Origin of the sequence: Nonlabens ulvanivorans, from assembly GCF_032922765.1 — a bacterium.
Classification (GTDB): domain Bacteria; phylum Bacteroidota; class Bacteroidia; order Flavobacteriales; family Flavobacteriaceae; genus Nonlabens; species Nonlabens ulvanivorans.
This window is the reverse complement of the sequence record NZ_CP136694.1, coordinates 2,351,401-2,370,305: the sequence shown is the minus strand read 5'-3', so window position 1 is coordinate 2,370,305 and position 18,905 is coordinate 2,351,401. Positions and strand designations below refer to the sequence as shown.

The window sequence follows — 18,905 nt, the reverse complement described above, 5'->3', positions numbered from 1 at the left end:
TCTTTCTTAAATGCGTAAAATTCAGATGGTTGACCTTAAAGGTCAATACGAAAAAATAAAAGATCAAGTCAATAATGGCGTGATGAGTGTTATCGAATCTACAGCTTTCATTAATGGACCAGAAGTTCATAGTTTTCAAAAAGAGCTAGAGGATTATTTAGATGTAAAACACGTTATTCCATGTGCAAATGGGACTGATGCGTTGCAAATAGCGATGATGGGTTTAGGTCTGCAACCTGGTGATGAAGTGATTACTACAGATTTTACATTTGCAGCAACGGTAGAGGTTATTGCGTTACTTAATTTGACTCCAGTACTTGTTGATGTGAATCCGTTTGATTTTAATATCGATACTGAGGCGATTAAAAAAGCAATTACTCCTAAGACCAAAGCTATTGTTCCTGTACATTTATTTGGACTTGCGGCAAATATGGATGAAATTATGGCGATTGCCAAAGAGCACAACCTCTATGTCATTGAAGATAACGCTCAAGGGATAGGTTCTAGTTACATGCATAGCGACGGTTCTAAATCCAAAACAGGAACTATTGGTCACGTAGGAACAACTTCTTTTTTTCCATCTAAGAATTTGGGATGCTATGGTGACGGTGGAGCCATCTTTACAAATGATGATGAACTAGCACATACCATTAGAGGTGTTGTAAATCACGGTATGTATGAACGTTACCACCACGACGTGGTAGGTGTAAACTCGCGACTAGACTCCATGCAGGCAACTGTTTTAAGAGCAAAATTACCGCATTTAGACTCTTATAATAATGCCCGTAGAGATGCTGCCAGAAAATATACAGCTGCCTTTGCCAGCAATGAAAAAATCATTACACCACTAGTATGTGATAGTTGCGATTGTCATGTATTTCATCAATATACTTTGGTGATAAAAGATGCAAACCGTGATGAACTGGTGAAGCATTTACAGGCAAACGACATTCCATGTGGTGTTTATTACCCAATACCACTGCACCTTCAAAAAGCATATGCTGATGATCGATATAATGAAGATGATTTTAAAGTGACTAATCAACTTGTTAAGGAATGTATCTCATTACCTATGCATACAGAGCTAGATGATGAGCAAATCAAGTTTATTACAGACGCTGTTCTGGAATTTGTAAATCGATAGAACATGACTCATCGCAGTCTATTAACTATAGTTTTAAGAATAGCAGGAATTTTTCTTTTCACTAAGATTTTTGATCATTTTGGATCTTATATATTTTCGATTTGGTCTATATCTGCGATGGATATTTTAGATAAAACAGTTGAGGCGATGGATAGGTTTTATTTCTCAAATCTATTCTTATTAGTTGTAAATATTCTGGTATCCTTTATCCTTATCATTAAAGCAGAATGGATTGCAAAGAAATTAGTAAAAACAGAAGAATCGATATCTATAGATTTAAATGTAAAATCACTGACTAAAGTTATTCTTTTAACTACAAGTATCATCTGGATTGCTCGGTCGATATATTTACTACCTCAAGCGATTGAATTCTTTTACTCATTCATAAATACTATTTTTGATAATTGGAAATCTTCTGCTTCTGACTTTAAAATTATGCCATATCTGTTAAGATTTGTATTAGCTATAGTTTTCATTTTGAGAATTGATAAAATTACCAATTGGATTACTAAAAAGATTTAATTTTAGGTCTAATAATTGATAATAAAACCACTATGAAAGCAAAATTAAACATTCTTTTTATAGTGGTTTTTCTTTTTTCCGCTTTCGCGAAAGCGCAGTTAAAAACAGGTCACTGCTATTTTATAAATGCGGAGAATGGTTTAAATCTAAGAGAAGGACCAAGTGTGAGTCATAAGATTGTTGGAAAATTTCCCTATGGTACCCAAGTGAAAGTTATTGAAAATGTTCCATCAGTAGGGAAAACTTTTGTGATGGATAATGGCAAAAAAGTATACGGAAGTTGGGTGCGTGTTGAACCTACATTTAATAGCGATTACTATAAAAATACAAGATTATATCTTTTTGACGCTTATCTGAGCAAGCACCTGACTACAATCCCGCCACAAAGCCTTCATAACTTTGTAGAGCTTTATGATAGCGCGGCGCATGACGATTATAAACCTACTAAAGGTGTTTCTTCCAGAAGAGAAATGTGGGAAACAGGAACACATTGCGATGTACGTTATGAATATAATCCAGCCGCAAAAGAAGCACTCAAAGATATTATTCAATTTGAAATAGTCAACCGAGAAGATTACATCAATAAAAAAATCATAGGGAACTATGAAATTGATACCTCTTGGCAACCTAAAAAATTCAAATTAGAGAACGATTATCGACCTGTGGAATGGGAACAGTATTACTTGCCATTAAATGGTGGTAAAGATTCTGTTTTAATAAAAGATAATCTGGGAGAATGGGCTTCAAAAACAGAGTACTACGGTCAGATCCATGAATTAGACAGTTATTTAATCTCAGGCTTTGCCGAAGATGCAGAGGTCATTTTAGTAAATCGCACCACTGGTAAAAAAACGATGCTCTCGAGTGGATTTCCTACTATTTCCCCAAATGGAGAATACCTTATTGCAGAGTATTACAACGGTTTTGACAACACCACTTATTTTACTGTCGGTGAGTTTGATGAAGAAGCCATACCGCAAGGAGCTTTTATCACTTTTTCTAGTTGGATTACAGCTGGTGAATTTTTCTGGATTGCAGAGAATGAATTTATAATGGGCGTGTTGCCTATGGATAATGTGACTCTTTATGGCGAGGAGTTGAAAGACTCTAAGGTTATTTATTTAAAAGGAACCATTAAGTTTTAAGGGATGAGAATACTACTTATGGTTTTATTGTTTTTGAATTACGCTTTCGCGAAAGCGGAAACCAAACCATTATACGATAAAGAGTGTATATACGTGATTGCAAAAAACGGTTTAAACATGCGAGATACAGCTGGGCCAGAAGGAAATGTAATCACAAAATTCCCTTACGGAACCAAGTTAGACTGGTCGCCTCCAGGTTCTAGAGACGTGAAGTCTTACGTAATGGATAATGGAAATAAGTTAGAAGGATATTGGGTGAAAGTATGGAAAAGTGTTCCTTACGAAGATTTGAAAGGTAACCTAGGTGGTTATGTTTTTAGTGCCTACTTAAGCTATCATTTAGATGAATTACCAGAGCCTGCTTTATATCTATTTAACGGTTTTGAGTATGCAGGCCGTGATTATGAAATCCAATACAGCGCTCATTATCAAGTGGATGAAGATACTTATAATTATAGTGCTTACATAGATTGCTATCCACGTTATCAAGAACACGTTGAAGAATTAGCGGTAGATAATAGAATAAAATCTGAATATGGAGATGATGCTACCGCTTTTCTAAAGTCTAAAATTAAAATAGAAGCAGTCGAGCTAGAAGAGGTCATTCATAAAAAGAAGATATCGCCTTATGAAATAGACTACTCAAATAGGCCAGAGTATATCTATACAGAAGGTAATGAGAAAGATGGCGGCTGGTTTGATTTTTATTTACCACTAGATGATGGTTCCACTAAAAAAATAGGAACCTGGCGCGGTGAGTTTACATCGAGCAACTATTATGTAGGTTTTATAAAGGTTTTGAATTGTTATTTGATATACAATGATTTTGAAGGAATTACTTACTACGGTATTGACAGGACAACAGGAAACAGAAAGGAAATTACCATTAATGTTTCTCATAATGGGATGTACGCTGTGCAATACGATAATCATTTTTTAGGCTACAACGCTCAACTTCAAATCAAGTATTTAAATAAAGACTTAACAGCTCATCAATTTTTGAACATTGAGTTTCAATCTTGGGTTATTGATGAGGATTTAAAAAGTTCCTTTTGGATATCAGATAACGAAATTATTTTAAAAGTCCATCCTATAGATAGTGCTGTTATGGGAACTTATTATGACGATCGCAAAGAAGAGCACAGTTGGCAGTATCTGAAGTTGACTATTCAATAATCGATTTATAGAAGCATTTTCATAACTTCACGATTCAAATGATAGGTTATGAAATTTAAATTTACATTCTTTTTATTACTAACGGTTTTTATAGCTGTTGCTCAAGATAGCATGACCTACATTCATGCTGGTCACTTGCTGGATACTAAAAATGGTAAATGGCAAAATCAAATGACTATTACGGTTAAGAATGATCGTGTCTCAAAAGTCGAAAAAGGATTTATAGATGTACCCGAAGATGGGACTTATATAAACTTAAAAGATAAATGGGTCATGCCTGGATTTACAGACATGCACGTGCACATGGAGACAGAATATAATCCGCATGCTTATGTGGCAAAATATGTGGATGACCCAGCAGATGTTGCCTATAGCTCTGTCCAATATGCAGAGATTACTTTACTATCTGGATTTACAACTGTGAGAGATTTAGGCGGTAGCGGTATCAATATATCTTTAAGAGACGCCATTAACTCTGGTAAAGTTCCAGGACCTAGAATATTTACTGCGGGAAAATCTATAGCCACAACTGGTGGACACGCAGATCCTACAAATGGAAGCAATCAAGCATTAATGGGTGATCCAGGACCACGTGAAGGCGTTGCAAACTCACCTGCAGAAGGTCGGGAAGCAGTAAGACATCGTTATAAAAATGGTGCTGATTGTATAAAAATAACGGCGACTGGTGGCGTCTTAAGCGTTGCAAAAAATGGTAGCAATCCGCAATTTACTATAGAAGAGATTAAAGCAATTACTGAAACTGCTGCAGACTATGGATTTCACGTCGCTGCACATGCGCATGGTGATGAAGGAATGCGTCGCGCTGTTTTAGGTGGCGTGAAAACTATTGAGCACGGAACGTATATGAGTGAGGAAACGATGGGTTTAATGAAGAAAATGGATTGTTATCTAGTACCTACTATCACCGCAGGAAAAGAGGTTGCTGAAAAGGCCGAAGTAGATGGTTTTTATCCAGCTATAGTAGTTCCTAAAGCAAGAACGGTAGGACCACAGATTCAAGGAACTTTTGCTAGAGCTTATAAACGTGGAGTGCCTATCGTTTTCGGTACTGATGCTGGCGTATTTGCACATGGTAAGAACGCAAAGGAATTTGGGTATATGGTGGAAGCAGGAATGCCTGCCATGGAGGCTATTCAAAGTGCCACAATTACACCAGCGATGATTTTAAAAGAAGAAAATAATATAGGTCAAATCCAGCAAGGATTCTATGCAGACATCATAGCTGTAAATGAAAACCCAGTAAAGAATATAGCTATTCTAGAGAAAGTTAATTTTGTAATGAAAGATGGTGTGGTTTATAAGAGGTAGGTTTTCCTATTAAAATACGGTCAATAATTGAGTTAAATACTTTATTATATTTGTAGGATAATAACCGTAAAGTGTTTAGAATGAAAAGAATTATCTTAATTGTTTTATGTCTAATTTTCAACCTTTCTCTTGCTCAAAAGGGCGATTGGACTACAAAATATAGTCAGCGATGGGAAAAGTACGATGGAGGAACAAAGCTTTACGTTTCTAATGATAATCTATTGCCCATAACTTATAAGATTGGATACAACCCTGTAAACTTAAAAGCTTCAAAACCTAATGGGACATTTATCGTTATACCAGCTCAATCTAAAGATGTTTTAATACTTGACTTTGTAAAAATAGATGCTACAAAAGGGTGGAAATTTGAGAAAGGAAATACCTCAATTTACTTAGGTGACGTCACAGATACTGACTATGATGAAGACTATGTCTACGATTTACCCTTTGAAAAAGGCACTTCTTTCAAAGTAGGTCAAGGCTATAATGGTGATATCTCGCACCAAGATAAATATGCGATTGATTTTGATATGCCTATTGGGACTAAAGTCTATGCATGTCGTGAAGGCCTAGTAATTGAAGTGGTCAAACTTAATAGTAAGAATTGCGATAAACCTAGTTGTGCAGATTTTAATAATTACGTCAAAATTCTTCATTCTGATGGTACAATTATGCAATACCTACATTTTAAGAAAAATGGAGTTCGAGTAAAAGTGGGACAAAAAGTAAAAAAAGGACAACATATTGGATTTAGTGGTAATGTAGGATGGAGTACAGGACCGCATTTACATATAGATCTATACTTAACTGATAAGAATAACAATTATCAAACACTACCAACTAAATTTAAGACAGAGGACAACACAGTAACTGATGAATTAAAACAAGATGCTGTTTACTTAAAAGACTATTGATTCTTTGGTCTTACAAGGCACTATGATTTTTAAACCCTTTTTCCTCAAGATACTTCACATATTCATGAGTATTTACAGTAGCTTTTAAATCATGTAAAAGATTATAAAGTCCAAAGAACGTGCGGTTGATATACAAGAAGTGCTTGCTACCACGATTACCATTCATTTTACGTAGCTCTTTATCATTGCTGTATTTTTCACTAAGTGATGATATTTCATCCCAAAATGATTCATCAGAAAAGTCAAAAGTTTTTTCTTGAAAAGGCTTTGTAAACAGACTCAACATCTCGTGAAATAACGCACTGAAATAAGTGATTTCTTTCTCACTATCATCTTGTCTTAAAATTTCTAACTCAAATAACTTTGCTTTAAAAATTTCAGGATTATTAATACTTGCCGGCACAGCAAGTTCAAAGTAAGGTTGGTAGAATTCGTCTACAATTTCTTTAATACAGCCAAAGTCGATGGCGATTAGTTCTTCATCTTTAGAAATCAAAAAATTTCCTGGATGTGGATCTGCATGAACCGCTTTTAAACCGTGCATCTGAAACATATAAAAATCCCAAAGAGTTTGCCCTAATTTATTTCCGGTCTCTTGAGAAAAATCTGTTTTTGCAAACTCGCTCAAATGCTGACCACTCATCCAGTCCATTGTGATAATACGCTTGCTGGAAAGGTCTGGATAATAAGTAGGGAATTTTAAATTTGGGATATGAGAGCAAGCCTCAGTGATTTCTACACTTTGTTTTACCTCAAGTTCGTAATCAGTCTCTTCTGTTAATTTATCTTCAACCTCTGCAAAATACCTTTTAGAATCTTCACCCTTAAGATTAAACATTTTAATAGCAATAGGCTTTACTAAGGCAAGGTCACTACCTATAGACTCTGCAACACCAGGATACTGAATTTTCACGGCTAGTTCTTTACCATCTTTAGTCGCTTTATGAACTTGACCTATACTAGCTGCGTTTACAGAATCTTTTGAGAACGTATCATAAATCTCTTCAGGAAAGGCGCCTTGGTACTTTTTAAAAGTTTTACGCACTAATGGAGCGCTCAATGGAGGCACGCTAAATTGAGCAAGACTGAATTTTTCCACATAAGCACCTGGTAACAAGCTCTTATCCATAGAAAGCATTTGCGCTACTTTAAGCGCACTACCTTTTAAACTTTTTAACCCATCATAAATATCGGTTGCATTATCCTCATCTAGCGATGAACGATCCATTGATGGGTTCACCGCTTTCTTAGAATAATATTTAATATAATTAGCACCTATTTTAGCACCAGTTTTCACTAGCTCTGTGGTACGGCCTATTTTACTGGTAGGTATTTTATCTAGTGTTTTCATAATAATTCGCTTTGTGAAATCCACTTCGACAAGCTCAGTGTGACACTCTTGAAACAACTCAAGATTTAAATTTGTAAAATGGTTGGTAACGATAACGCTTTCGCGAAAGCTAAAAAAATAAGCTTACTTATTCAGTCTGGATATTAAGGTTTGAGCTTAAACTTAGATTTAGGTTTAACTAAGCCATACGCTCTTTCCACAAAAACTTACCGAAGTCTAAAACAGCGTCTAATGGAGTATTATCAAAAACATCAAATATGGTATTCACAGATTTCTCGATAGCCATATCTGTCTTTTCAAATCCAGCACTATCATCATCCATCCAGAATTTCATTAAGAATAACATTTGCACCCAAGCACCTTCGCTATAAATAGTCTCACTGCGTTCTAAAAGTATATTGGTCTTGTTTTCATTGCGTTCTTGAATCAATTCCTTGGCAAACCCTTTTACATGCTTGCGCAATCCTTTGAGCTGCTCCATCTTATTCATCATGTGCTGATTCTCTTTAAGAGTAAAAAGCACATAGCTTCTATTTAAGGTAAGTAACTCAAAGAAAGTATAGAAAAACGTGAGCATTTTTTCACGATTTGAAAAATGCGCATATTCTTCGTTTTTATGAGCTACATCCATAGTCATGGTGAAGAAAGTGTTCCAGATATCTTTACGCAACCCATCAAAATTACCGAAGAAATTATAAAATTCTGATTCAGACATGTTGTTGTCCTTAGCAAATTTGTAAACGCTCTTAGGTGTTTTTTCATGTTCAAGAACATAATCCATATAAGCAGTAATCACGTCATGACGAGTGATTTCTTTCTTTTTAGCAGTCTTTTTTGGGGTGGTTTTCTTTGCCGTTGCCATAATAAATTACTTTAGTGTAAAGATATGAATTGTTTAACTTATTAGTATATATGTTTAAACAAAACTATGTTAAGGTTTAGTCGTCAGTTTTAGTTAAAACTTAATGTTATTGCATAAAAAAATCCCTCTTGAAAGTTTCAAGAGGGATTTTCTAGATTGATAGTGTATTGCTTACGGTTTGTTAGTTGCTACTGGGTTTTTGTTTACCCAAGTGTTTACTGACACGATAACATTATTACTATAATCTACTTCTGTAAGTTTTTCATCATTCCAGAAAAACCATTTTCCAGCTTTCTCACCATTTTTATATTCGGCTTGAGCGCTTTTTTGTCCTTCCAGATCATATGAAATCCACTCACCATGTCTTTCATTGTTTTCATTAAACATTCCGACTTGTGCTACAGTTCCATCAGAATAAAAATAAGTAGCTTTTATAGTTCCGTCGTTTTGCTTTTCAAATTGTGGTTTTGTCTCTTGTGCCATTGCAATTACTCCTACAAAAAGTGCACACATAAAAATTAATTTCTTCATCGTTCCGTCATTTTAGATAATCAAATTTAACTTTAAAAATACATATAAGCAACATTCAGGTAACATTAAATTTACATTAGAGGCTTAAACTACTGTTAAAGAGTGCGTTATGCTTTATTGAAACTAACGATTTTTGACGTTAAAGTTCGCTATTGCCACATAATCTTTGCTTTATTGCTGCTCGAGATGTTTAAAATCGGCTTATTTTTGCAGCTTATTATATGAATAGTTATGTATAGATCACACGATTGTGGTAGCCTGCGCGCTAGCGATGTAAATAAAGAAGTAACACTGGCCGGTTGGGTTCAAAAAAGCCGTGATAAAGGTTTTATGGTTTGGGTGGATTTAAGAGACCGTTATGGCGTTACTCAATTAATCTTTGATGAAGAACGTACCGATAAAGCCTTGCTAGAAAGAGCGCAAAAACTAGGTCGTGAGTTTGTGATACAGGTTAAAGGTACCGTGATTGAACGTGAATCTAAAAATGCTAAAATGTCTACAGGTGATGTAGAGATTCTCGTAAAAGAATTGAACATTTTAAGTGAGTCTAAAACTCCACCTTTTACCATAGAAGATAATACTGATGGTGGAGAAGAGTTGCGTATGAAGTATCGCTATCTAGACATACGTCGTAATCCAGTGCGCGAGAACTTGATTTTCCGTTCTAAGGTTGCGATGGAAGTACGTAATTTTCTAGCCGGTAAAGATTTTATCGAGGTAGAAACGCCGGTACTTATTAAATCCACGCCAGAAGGTGCTCGTGACTTTGTCGTGCCATCGCGTATGAATGAAGGGCAATTTTATGCCTTACCACAGTCACCACAGACCTTTAAGCAACTGCTTATGGTAGGCGGAATGGATAAGTATTTCCAGATTGTAAAATGTTTCCGTGATGAAGACCTGCGTGCAGATCGTCAACCAGAGTTTACACAAATAGACTGCGAGATGTCATTTGTAGAGCAAGAAGATGTGTTGAATATATTTGAGGACATGACACGTCACTTATTGAAAAAGGTAAAGAACATCGATGTTGCAGATTTCCCTCGCATGACTTATGAAGATGCGATGAAGAAATATGGTAATGATAAACCAGATATCCGTTTTGGGATGGAGTTTGGTGAGTTAGACGCTTTCGCGAAAGCGAAGGACTTCAAAATTTTTAACGAGGCAGAATTAGTTGTGGGAATAGCAGTTCCCGGTGCTAATAGTTACACGAGAAAAGAAATTGATAAATTAATTGATTGGGTAAGACGTCCACAAGTTGGTGCGCTAGGAATGGTTTATGTGCGTTGTAATGAAGACGGAACGTATAAGTCTAGCGTTGATAAATTTTATGACCAAGAAGATCTTGCAAACTGGGCAAAAGCTACTGGTGCAAAAGCTGGTGATTTAATTTGCGTATTGTCTGGTCCTGCAAATAAGACTAGAACACAGTTAAGTGCTTTAAGAATGGAAATGGCTGAGCGTCTAGGATTACGTGATCCAGAAGTATTTGCACCATTATGGGTTGTAGATTTCCCGCTATTAGAATGGGATGAAGACACAGAGCGCTATCACGCGATGCATCATCCATTTACTTCTCCTAAACCAGAAGACATTGATAAGTTAGAAACAGATCCAGGTAATGTGCGTGCAAACGCTTACGATCTTGTGATGAATGGTAATGAGATAGGTGGTGGATCAGTAAGAATATTTGATAAGAAATTACAGGCTTTAATGTTTGACCATTTAGGATTCACACCAGATGAGGCAAGAGCCCAGTTTGGTTTCTTGATGGACGCCTTTGAATATGGTGCGCCACCACATGCAGGATTAGCATTTGGATTTGATAGATTAGTTTCTATCCTAGGTGGACAAGAAACGATACGTGACTTTATCGCTTTTCCTAAGAATAATAGTGGTCGCGATGTAATGATCGATGCACCTAGTGCAATTGATCAAGAGCAGTTAACAGAATTAAACTTGAAGGTTACGTTATAATCGTTAAGTATCAAGATGAGATAGCTCACATTGAGCTTGTCGGAGACGTGATTTATGACAATAGGTTGATTTTTTGACAAGCTCAATATTTCATTTTATAGTTCAATTTTAGTGAAAAGTTTTAATGAAAATTATAAGCATACTATTAATAGGAGTCATCATTACCTTAATTATAGGTTTTTATAATCTGTATAATGGCGGTGATTATGCGCTAGCACAAAAGACGATAGGTGCCGCTGTGATGACTTTGTTTTTTATAGTAATGCCTGGTTTTTTAATCGTGCGCTATAAAGACAAGAAATTGAAATCATTCATCTGGAATCCAGATGCTTTGAGAAATGATGAGGAAGAATAGGCCTTAATTTAAACTTCTTTTTCTAGCAAAAAACTCATTTATTATTGCACTACATTCTTCTTCTAGAATTCCTGAAACGACTTTGGTTTTAGGATGTAACTGTGTTCCCATTTTAAGATAACCTCTGTGTTCATCGCTCGCTCCGTACACTATATTCGATATTTGAGACCAGTAAAGAGCACCAGCGCACATCTGGCAAGGTTCTAGTGTGACGTAAAGTGTGCAATCTTTTAAGTATTTACCTCCTAAAAAACTTGCTCCAGCGGTAATGGCTTGCATCTCTGCATGTGCGGTAACGTCAGTCAACGTTTCTGTAAGGTTGTGACCTTTGGCAATAATGCGATTTTGAGTAACGATTACAGCACCAACGGGAATTTCTCCTCGATCTAAGGCTGTTTGCGCTTCTTGTAACGCTTTTTTCATAAAATACTCGTGGTCGTAAGGTTCTATCATGATTTAAAAATAAAACTAAAATCAAAATCAAGATCAATTTGAGTTTGATTAATATTAAATCATCTACAAATGGGAACTTGGATTGACATTTTTATGGCAAGAATCTTGATGTTAAGAAAACCTTAATTCAGCAATTATGGGAAAGTATTATTCATTGCGCATTCCAGAGCCATGTCATGAAGATTGGAACCAAATGACACCTAGCGTTAAAGGAAGACACTGTAGTTCTTGTGATAAAACAGTGATTGATTTTACCATAATGAGCGATTACCAGATTAAAGATTTTTTAAAAATGAATCAAGGTCAGAAGCTTTGTGGACATATTAAAAAATCTCAGTTAGATTTGATTCATATAAAAATTCCGGTTCAAGCTTTAAGTACATACCGATTAGGACATCGTTCTTTTTTACTGGCATTGTTGATTGTGATGGGAACAAGTTTGATGAGCTGTAAGGATGATTATGGTAATAAAGTAAAGATTGATCAGGTTGAGGTTGTGGATTCTTTAGGACAATCGATTGATGATATTCCTATTACAGGAGGATTACATAGGCCACCTATGGATCCTAGTTCATGTAAATCGGCAATAGATTCCACTCAGCAGCAACCAGTAGAAGACATAATTCCTGTAGTTGGAAAATTACCTATTCCGCCACCACCACCTATAGTAGGAGAAATTATAGAGGTTCAAGGTGGAATAGGTTGGGATATTCCAGAGATTCCAGAAGTTCCTTTTACTATTGTTGAGAAAGTGCCTTAGTTTCCAGAAACTCCATTTAAATTAAGTGAAGAAGAGTCTAGGAAATATTTTCAAAGTAAAATTAATGAGCATGTTGACCGGCATTTTAATACTGCTGTTTGTTTAAACTTAGAAGGAAGACAAAAGATAACCACACAATTCTCGATAAATGAAAAGGGGAAAATAGTAGATGTGAAAGTTAGAGCTCCTCAAGATCAGTTAGAAAAGGAAACAAGAAGAGTTCTTGCTCTATTGCCAGATTTTATACCAGGAAAACAAAATGGAGAAGTAACAACAGTAATATATTCCTTGCCGATAATATTTGAAATTAAATAATCAGCACATCAACTCATCAAAAAATTAGTTTTCATCTTACCTTTGAGGCATGTCTCAAACACTACTTTCTCAAATTAACTCACCAGCCGATTTAAAAGGTTGTGATGTTAATCAATTGCCGCAAATTGCTCAAGAATTGCGCGATTTTATTATTGAGGTAGTGGCTACTAAAGAAGGTCATTTAGGTGCAAGTCTAGGAGTTATAGAGCTCACCATTGCGTTACACTATGTGTTTGATACGCCAGAAGATTTACTGGTTTGGGATGTAGGTCATCAGGCTTATGGCCATAAAATATTGACAGGTAGGCGAGATGTTTTTCGTACGAACAGAGACTTGAACGGTATCTCTGGATTTCCTAAAAGAGATGAAAGTGTTTATGACACCTTTGGAGTAGGTCACAGTTCTACTTCTATCAGTGCTGCACTAGGAATGGCGATGGCTAGCCAGTTGAGAGGAATCGACAGAAAACACATTGCTGTAGTAGGTGATGCTAGTATTGCCAGCGGTATGGCATTTGAAGCGCTCAATCATGCAGGAGTAAGCGATGCAGATTTATTGGTGATTCTTAACGATAATGCTATCGGAATAGATCCTGCCGTAGGTGCATTAAAAGATTACCTTACTAAGACCAAATCTGGAAAAGAAACAGGTCGCGATAATATATTTGAATCGTTAAATTTTGATTATTCTGGTCCTATCGATGGGCATGACTTACCACTTTTATTAAAAGAATTAAAGAGGCAAAAATCTCTTAAAGGTCCACGATTACTCCACGTAAGAACCACCAAAGGGAAAGGTCTTAAACAGGCAGAAATTGATCAAGTACGCTATCACGCTCCAGGGAAATTTGATAGAACGACAGGTGATATCGCTCCAGCAGATACAAGTTTATTACCACCTAAGTTTCAAGAAGTTTTTGGAAATACCATTGTAGAACTTGCTGAGCAAAACGAGAATATCATAGGGATCACGCCAGCAATGCCTACTGGAAGTTCCATGAAGATCATGATGAATGCTATGCCTGATCGTGCATTTGATGTCGGAATTGCAGAGCAGCACGCCGTAACACTTGCGGCAGGAATGGCTACACAAGGATTAGTTCCTTTTTGTAATATTTATTCTACTTTTTTACAACGTGCCTATGATCAAGTTATTCATGATGTAGCATTGCAAAAATTACCTGTTGTTTTCTGTCTGGATCGTGCCGGTTTAGTAGGTCAAGATGGAGCGACTCACCATGGTAATTTTGATCTTGCTTATTTAAATTGTATTCCAGATTTAATTATTGCTGCGCCTATGGATGCCATCGAGTTAAGGAATATGATGTATACCGCGCAATTAGGTCTTGAGTTACCTATAGCGATCAGGTATCCTCGTGGTCGTGGTCGTATATTGAACTGGCAACAACCTTTTCAGAAACTACCAATTGGTCAGTCTCGTGTGATTCATTTAGGTACTAAGATCGCTGTTCTTTCTATAGGTTCTATAGGAGCAATGATAGATGATTTAATCAGTGATGAAGAACTTGATGTCACTCATGTAGATATGCGTTTCTTAAAACCGTTTGACCACGATATGTTAGATGATATTTTTGAGCAGCACGAGCACATTATCACTATAGAAGATGGAACCATTATAGGTGGATTAGGCAGTATGGTAGTAGATTACGCTTCCGCGAAAGCGTATAAAAACAACATCTATAAACTAGGAATCCCAGATGCATTTATACAACATGGTCCCACAAAAGACCTGCATAAAATAGCTGGAATTGATAGTGAGACCGTATTTAATTTAATCAGTGATTTATCTACTCGATAATCATTTTTAAGCTTTGGTTGTAACTGCTTGATTTGATATTCACAATATAAATACCACTTGCAGGCTGAGTTAATGATATGCTTTGTTGCTGACTAGATAGATTCATCATTTCATTGTAAACTTCTTGACCACTTAAATTGTAAATAGTCACCTGAGCGTTATCTAACGCTGTGCCTGAAACTAAGTTGATCGTTCCATTATTTATAGTCGGGAAGAGTTTTGTATTATTTTGAGAGATTTGTGACTCCTCAAACCCTAGAGTATTGAATTGTCCTGTAAACATTCCACGCCCATGTGTAGAGGCTAGTATAGTGTTATCACTAACTCTTAAATCTAGGTCAACCACCTTTACACTAGTCATACCGTTATTAGTTTGGGTCCATGTTGGGCTTGCGCTATTGAAATCGCCTGTAACATAAATTCCTTCTTCCGTTCCTATGATCACTTCTTCTGCCAGTAATGGGTTTTTAAGAATAGCTTTTACGGGTATATCTGGTAGATTACCTTCTTTACTGGCCCATGTGGTACCACCATCTGTACTATACCATACGCTGTCTACTCCGTAATTATGCATGGTGATTAAAATCTCTTGCTCTGTGGCACCAAATTCTATGTCAGACACTGAACCTAAAAATTGAGATCCTGTAATTTCTGTCCAAACAGGAGATGCTGTGTTGGCATTATCAACCATTATTAGTCTAGAATCTATCGTTCCTAAAAATAATTTGGTCGATGTAATGGTAAAAGGAGAAACCTTCATTGCAGTAGGTCTTGAAGAACTTATCAAAGCATTGGTAATTGTATTGCAGCTTGCAGCATTAGGTCCTAATGCACAAACTAATATGCCGTTTGCCCCATTAAAGGTAGCGCCGTTTGCAAAAAATACATCTAGATTTTCATCTAGTTCTGCGACGTTAATAAAATCACCACCACTACCTTGAGAGATAGCATATAGGCTACCAGTCCCGAATAGTGAGTTAATCGTGCTGCCTGGAGGAATTGGATAATCTGCATAAAGGTGTGTTTGTCCAGTAACTGATAAGACTACATAATTACCGTCTTTGTCAATGTTAGTGTAAGCTCCGTCACCACCTATAGGATCAAAGAATGGTGTCAATCCATTGGCTGGTGCATCATTAGTAAGTTGTGAGCCGTTATCTTGAGTTCCACCGGCAAAGTCATCACCATCTGCAACATCAGTGTCTGCAATATCTCCATAATAGAATTGTGTCACATTATAACCGTTATTTCTATTTGCTATCGCGTTAGGCGATGATAATGCGCCACTCAATGAGTTGGCATATGATACACCACCATCAGACCCAATAATTGCTTCATTATTCAGTCCTGGTCTAAAGGTTAAAGCATGTACATCTGCATGAATAAAAGGGACATTTAATCCATTAAGGTTAGGGTTTTCTGACCATTTTGAAATTTGATTCCAATTATTTCCACCGTTTGCAGATCTATGTAAATCGATTCCACCAGCATAGATGATTTGGTCATTTGTAGGATCAGTTTCAATTACTAAATCATAAAAAGCTTGTCCTCTAGTAAAGTCTGTTGCAGAGATGCTGTTATCTGCATCATTAGGTTCATTTAAGGCAGTAATTGTAGTTAACTTGTCTGTTGAGATGTATAAATCTGCTCCAGCTGCGGCATCAACTGCTGCATAAATAAGATTAGCGTTTGTAGGAGAAGTGGCAAGCTCAACACGATCTGTAGAGGCTATAAATTGATCGAGTGTCCAGTTAGTTCCATCAGTACTAGAATAGATTCTTCCGCCACCTTGACCTATACCTGGAGAAGCGATTGATCCCATAAATAAGGTATTGTCTGCTCCTATTTCAAAATCGTTAGGCGATACATAAAAGGTGAGTCCGGAAAAACTAAATGATAAAGCAGGATTTTCAATACGTGTCCATGTTGCCCCATCATCTACACTGCGGTATAATCCAGCGTTTTGAGCTCCCAGAATATTTGAAGGATTAGCGATATTACCATTAGGTGCGGCATAAAAAGTAGAACCTACACCTATATAGATTTCACTAGTACCATTAACGTCTCTTATCGCAATATCATTAACGGTAAATAATCCTGACTTAAATAAAGAGCCGCCGCCACTTACAGTACCTGATCCTGCTGGTTGTATGTTAACTTGAGACCAAGTAGAACCACCATCTGTAGTTTTATAAACACCATTACCTATTGCAGCACCTTGTGCATATTGTTCTCCTGTACCTATATAAAAGGTGGATGAGTCATTAGGGTCTAATGCATATGCATTAACACTTAAGTCACCTGCGATACCTGGTATTATATTCCATGTTGATGTTGCACTAGTGATGTCATTATTGATCCATAGTCCGCCACCAACGCCACCGGCAAAAACACGATTGTAATCGACGCCATCACCATTATTTGCCCCTACATCAGTAGGGTCAAAAAACACAACACGCGTTCTACCACCAGTATTTAAAGGTCCTCGTTCTTGCCATGGTGTGGTATTATTACCTGGCGCACCTAGGGTAGTATATAAACTTGGAGTCGTAGATTCTACTAAAAAAGGAGTAGGAATTCCTAATACAGGATTCATGGTTAGTTCCCATTCTCTCTCATTATAAGCATTAGGTGGCAGGCTTAGTTTCTTGCGTTTCTCTTTAGAAAGATTTCTAGTTTCTTTAAAAGGACTATTGTTTAGAAATTCTTTGTGCTGCTGTCTTTTAAGAGCGATTTCGCTCAATGGTTCTGTTGTAGGGTTAATGATAAACAGAAATGTAATTATCGCAGTCACGGCAATTACAGATAGTAGAATATACTTTTTCATAAAAAATTATATTTTTAAAGATACAAAAAGCTCTTTATTTAATAGATCCATTGATAACACTGAAGAGTTGTAATGCTCTACTATCAGTTAATGAAGCCACATAACCACAAGCATTTAAAATGCGCTCATATAACGATGAGGTGTTTACTTGCAATCCTGTACAGGTATTTAATATAAGCTTATCATAAATCGATTTATTATCTTCTAGATCATTAACGGTAGCGGTAATGACCGCATGCAGTATATCTGTCAATATTTTATAACCAGCGATTTCTTTTTGGATCACTTCTTCGTTACGATATACCTTTTCTATAGTAATCGCAAGAATATCATCTATTTGTGGTTTAAACTGGGACTTATCAGTTAGGGCGTGTGTATAAGTACCGTTAAGAATAGCCTCTTCATTATCCATAAATACATCTACACAATCAGTAATCAGGTTATTGATAGCGAGTGACCTTAGGTAGGTTAATCTTTCTGCGGTAGAGGTTAATTGTGAGTAGACTTCTGACTTAATATTCTTGCGCACCAAATTAATTAGGTATTCCAAAGCAAAATCTTCAGGAATCCAGCCTAGATTAATTCCGTCTTCAAAGTCTATGATAGTGTAGCAAATATCATCTGCAGCTTCAACTAGGTAGGTGAGTGGATGACGCATGTAAGGTTCTATGCTAGAGTCATTATTTTTAATTCCTAACTCTTGAGCGACATCTTTAAAGTGTTCTAGATCTGCTTGAAAAACACCAAATTTCTTTTGGGATATGTGATTAGTCGGCTTTAATGGTAAAGATTCTTTAGGGTATTTTGTAAAAGCGCCTAAAGTGGCATACGACAATCTTAAGCCGCCAGGAGTTCCTGGAGAATCTAGATTGAGTAGTCGGTATCCATTTGCGTTTCCTTCATAATCGATGAGGTCTTGTTGTTGCTTTCGCGAAAGCGAATCCATAAAAACCTTTCCTTTACCACTTGAGAAGTAACTACCTATGGCTTTCTCTCCACTATGACCGAATGGTGGATTACCGATATCATGCGCTAATGATGCAGCCGCAACGATGGCACCAAAATCCTGCATTTTATATCCTGCTTCTACTAATGATGGGTGCTTTTCTAATATGCGTTGTCCAGCCATACGGCCTAAGGAACGACCTACTACAGATACTTCTAGACTGTGCGTTAATCTAGTGTGTACAAAGCCTGTCTGGCTTAATGGGATCACCTGTGTTTTATCTTGTAAACTGCGGAAATGTTGCGAGAATATCACTCGATCATAGTCTACTTCAAAACCCAGTCGTAATTCATCTTGTAATTTTCTAGGTCTAGGTGCTGTGTCGCCGTGTCTTTTTAAGGATAGTAGGTTTTCCCAATTCATGATGATGCTTTAAGGCTGCAATATAAGAAGGCTAAACCATAAAAACAGGCCTA

Annotated in this window: 17 protein-coding genes; 11 read left to right on the top strand and 6 right to left on the bottom strand. The window is 36.6% G+C overall.

Annotated features, from left to right (window positions below):
* Positions 1-10 precede the first annotated feature (10 nt).
* The 6 genes from R1T42_RS10675 (at position 11) to R1T42_RS10650 (ending at position 6,230) form a co-directional block, all read left to right on the top strand.
* Positions 11-1,144 (top strand): DegT/DnrJ/EryC1/StrS family aminotransferase, encoded by a 1,134-nt coding sequence (locus R1T42_RS10675; RefSeq protein WP_317290322.1) that lies wholly within the window; start codon positions 11-13, stop codon positions 1,142-1,144.
* Positions 1,145-1,147: 3 nt separating this feature from the next.
* Entirely contained in the window at positions 1,148-1,666 is a 519-nt protein-coding gene (locus R1T42_RS10670; RefSeq protein WP_317290321.1) for a hypothetical protein, read from the top strand.
* Between the two features lie 32 nt (positions 1,667-1,698).
* Positions 1,699-2,811, top strand: a complete 1,113-nt coding sequence (locus tag R1T42_RS10665; RefSeq protein ID WP_317290320.1) for an SH3 domain-containing protein — start codon at positions 1,699-1,701, stop codon at positions 2,809-2,811.
* A gap of 3 nt (positions 2,812-2,814) precedes the next feature.
* Positions 2,815-3,987 (top strand): SH3 domain-containing protein, encoded by a 1,173-nt coding sequence (locus R1T42_RS10660; RefSeq protein ID WP_317290319.1) that lies wholly within the window; start codon positions 2,815-2,817, stop codon positions 3,985-3,987.
* 48 nt (positions 3,988-4,035) lie between these two features.
* Positions 4,036-5,316, top strand: a complete 1,281-nt coding sequence (locus R1T42_RS10655; RefSeq protein ID WP_317290318.1) for a metal-dependent hydrolase family protein — start codon at positions 4,036-4,038, stop codon at positions 5,314-5,316.
* A gap of 80 nt (positions 5,317-5,396) precedes the next feature.
* On the top strand, positions 5,397-6,230 hold the full coding sequence (locus R1T42_RS10650; protein ID WP_317290317.1) for a M23 family metallopeptidase: 834 nt from the start codon (positions 5,397-5,399) through the stop codon (positions 6,228-6,230).
* Positions 6,231-6,240: 10 nt separating this feature from the next.
* On the opposite strand, the gene R1T42_RS10645 is transcribed toward R1T42_RS10650, so the two are convergent.
* The 3 genes from R1T42_RS10645 to R1T42_RS10635 all read right to left on the bottom strand — a co-directional run bounded on the left by R1T42_RS10645 (position 6,241) and on the right by R1T42_RS10635 (position 8,974).
* Complete coding sequence (locus R1T42_RS10645; RefSeq protein WP_042249795.1) at positions 6,241-7,581, bottom strand: ABC1 kinase family protein; 1,341 nt, start codon at positions 7,579-7,581, stop codon at positions 6,241-6,243.
* 178 nt (positions 7,582-7,759) lie between these two features.
* Positions 7,760-8,443, bottom strand: coding sequence for a TetR family transcriptional regulator C-terminal domain-containing protein (locus R1T42_RS10640; RefSeq protein ID WP_317290316.1), 684 nt, complete (start codon positions 8,441-8,443; stop codon positions 7,760-7,762).
* Between the two features lie 171 nt (positions 8,444-8,614).
* Complete coding sequence (locus tag R1T42_RS10635; protein WP_317290315.1) at positions 8,615-8,974, bottom strand: toxin-antitoxin system YwqK family antitoxin; 360 nt, start codon at positions 8,972-8,974, stop codon at positions 8,615-8,617.
* A 231-nt stretch (positions 8,975-9,205) separates the two neighbouring features.
* Here R1T42_RS10635 and aspS point away from each other — a divergent pair, with 231 nt between their 5' ends.
* Together aspS and R1T42_RS10625 are read left to right on the top strand one after the other, a co-directional pair.
* Positions 9,206-10,954: an aspartate--tRNA ligase gene (aspS, locus tag R1T42_RS10630; RefSeq protein WP_036583813.1), complete on the top strand. Its 1,749-nt coding sequence runs from the start codon at positions 9,206-9,208 to the stop codon at positions 10,952-10,954.
* Between the two features lie 124 nt (positions 10,955-11,078).
* Positions 11,079-11,309 carry a hypothetical protein gene (locus R1T42_RS10625; protein WP_042249754.1) on the top strand — a complete coding sequence of 77 codons (231 nt, stop codon included), beginning with the start codon at positions 11,079-11,081 and terminating at the stop codon, positions 11,307-11,309.
* 3 nt (positions 11,310-11,312) lie between these two features.
* Here R1T42_RS10625 and R1T42_RS10620 read toward each other — a convergent pair whose 3' ends face one another.
* The gene (locus R1T42_RS10620) at positions 11,313-11,762 is read right to left on the bottom strand and encodes a nucleoside deaminase (RefSeq protein ID WP_036583816.1); all 450 of its coding nucleotides are present in this window, start codon (positions 11,760-11,762) and stop codon (positions 11,313-11,315) included.
* A 136-nt stretch (positions 11,763-11,898) separates the two neighbouring features.
* On the opposite strand from R1T42_RS10620, the gene R1T42_RS10615 reads away from it, so the two are divergent.
* Genes R1T42_RS10615 through R1T42_RS10605 form a run of 3 tightly spaced genes read left to right on the top strand, consistent with a single transcriptional unit; the run spans position 11,899 to position 14,656 of the window.
* Positions 11,899-12,522, top strand: a complete 624-nt coding sequence (locus tag R1T42_RS10615) for a hypothetical protein (protein WP_317290314.1) — start codon at positions 11,899-11,901, stop codon at positions 12,520-12,522.
* A 60-nt stretch (positions 12,523-12,582) separates the two neighbouring features.
* Positions 12,583-12,837, top strand: a complete 255-nt coding sequence (locus R1T42_RS10610) for an energy transducer TonB (protein WP_317291865.1) — start codon at positions 12,583-12,585, stop codon at positions 12,835-12,837.
* A 49-nt stretch (positions 12,838-12,886) separates the two neighbouring features.
* Positions 12,887-14,656 (top strand): 1-deoxy-D-xylulose-5-phosphate synthase, encoded by a 1,770-nt coding sequence (locus R1T42_RS10605; protein WP_317290313.1) that lies wholly within the window; start codon positions 12,887-12,889, stop codon positions 14,654-14,656.
* Here the strand turns inward: R1T42_RS10605 and R1T42_RS10600 are convergent.
* Positions 14,646-17,483 (bottom strand): T9SS type A sorting domain-containing protein, encoded by a 2,838-nt coding sequence (locus R1T42_RS10600; protein ID WP_317290312.1) that lies wholly within the window; start codon positions 17,481-17,483, stop codon positions 14,646-14,648. The genes R1T42_RS10605 and R1T42_RS10600 overlap by 11 nt on opposite strands.
* A 34-nt stretch (positions 17,484-17,517) precedes the next feature.
* Positions 17,518-18,852, bottom strand: coding sequence for a dGTP triphosphohydrolase (dgt, locus tag R1T42_RS10595; protein ID WP_317290311.1), 1,335 nt, complete (start codon positions 18,850-18,852; stop codon positions 17,518-17,520).
* Between the last annotated feature and the right edge of the window lie 53 nt (positions 18,853-18,905).

Coding starts and splice junctions, on each gene's coding strand:
- R1T42_RS10660 (WP_317290319.1), top strand. CDS start 2,815: ATGAGAATACTACTTATGGTTTTATTGTTTTTGAATTACGCTTTCGCG.
- R1T42_RS10620 (WP_036583816.1), bottom strand. CDS start 11,762: ATGATAGAACCTTACGACCACGAGTATTTTATGAAAAAAGCGTTACAA.
- R1T42_RS10625 (WP_042249754.1), top strand. CDS start 11,079: ATGAAAATTATAAGCATACTATTAATAGGAGTCATCATTACCTTAATT.
- R1T42_RS10650 (WP_317290317.1), top strand. CDS start 5,397: ATGAAAAGAATTATCTTAATTGTTTTATGTCTAATTTTCAACCTTTCT.
- R1T42_RS10615 (WP_317290314.1), top strand. CDS start 11,899: ATGGGAAAGTATTATTCATTGCGCATTCCAGAGCCATGTCATGAAGAT.
- R1T42_RS10645 (WP_042249795.1), bottom strand. CDS start 7,581: ATGAAAACACTAGATAAAATACCTACCAGTAAAATAGGCCGTACCACA.
- R1T42_RS10670 (WP_317290321.1), top strand. CDS start 1,148: ATGACTCATCGCAGTCTATTAACTATAGTTTTAAGAATAGCAGGAATT.
- R1T42_RS10655 (WP_317290318.1), top strand. CDS start 4,036: ATGAAATTTAAATTTACATTCTTTTTATTACTAACGGTTTTTATAGCT.
- aspS (WP_036583813.1), top strand. CDS start 9,206: ATGTATAGATCACACGATTGTGGTAGCCTGCGCGCTAGCGATGTAAAT.
- R1T42_RS10635 (WP_317290315.1), bottom strand. CDS start 8,974: ATGAAGAAATTAATTTTTATGTGTGCACTTTTTGTAGGAGTAATTGCA.
- dgt (WP_317290311.1), bottom strand. CDS start 18,852: ATGAATTGGGAAAACCTACTATCCTTAAAAAGACACGGCGACACAGCA.
- R1T42_RS10640 (WP_317290316.1), bottom strand. CDS start 8,443: ATGGCAACGGCAAAGAAAACCACCCCAAAAAAGACTGCTAAAAAGAAA.
- R1T42_RS10675 (WP_317290322.1), top strand. CDS start 11: ATGCGTAAAATTCAGATGGTTGACCTTAAAGGTCAATACGAAAAAATA.
- R1T42_RS10600 (WP_317290312.1), bottom strand. CDS start 17,483: ATGAAAAAGTATATTCTACTATCTGTAATTGCCGTGACTGCGATAATT.
- R1T42_RS10665 (WP_317290320.1), top strand. CDS start 1,699: ATGAAAGCAAAATTAAACATTCTTTTTATAGTGGTTTTTCTTTTTTCC.
- R1T42_RS10605 (WP_317290313.1), top strand. CDS start 12,887: ATGTCTCAAACACTACTTTCTCAAATTAACTCACCAGCCGATTTAAAA.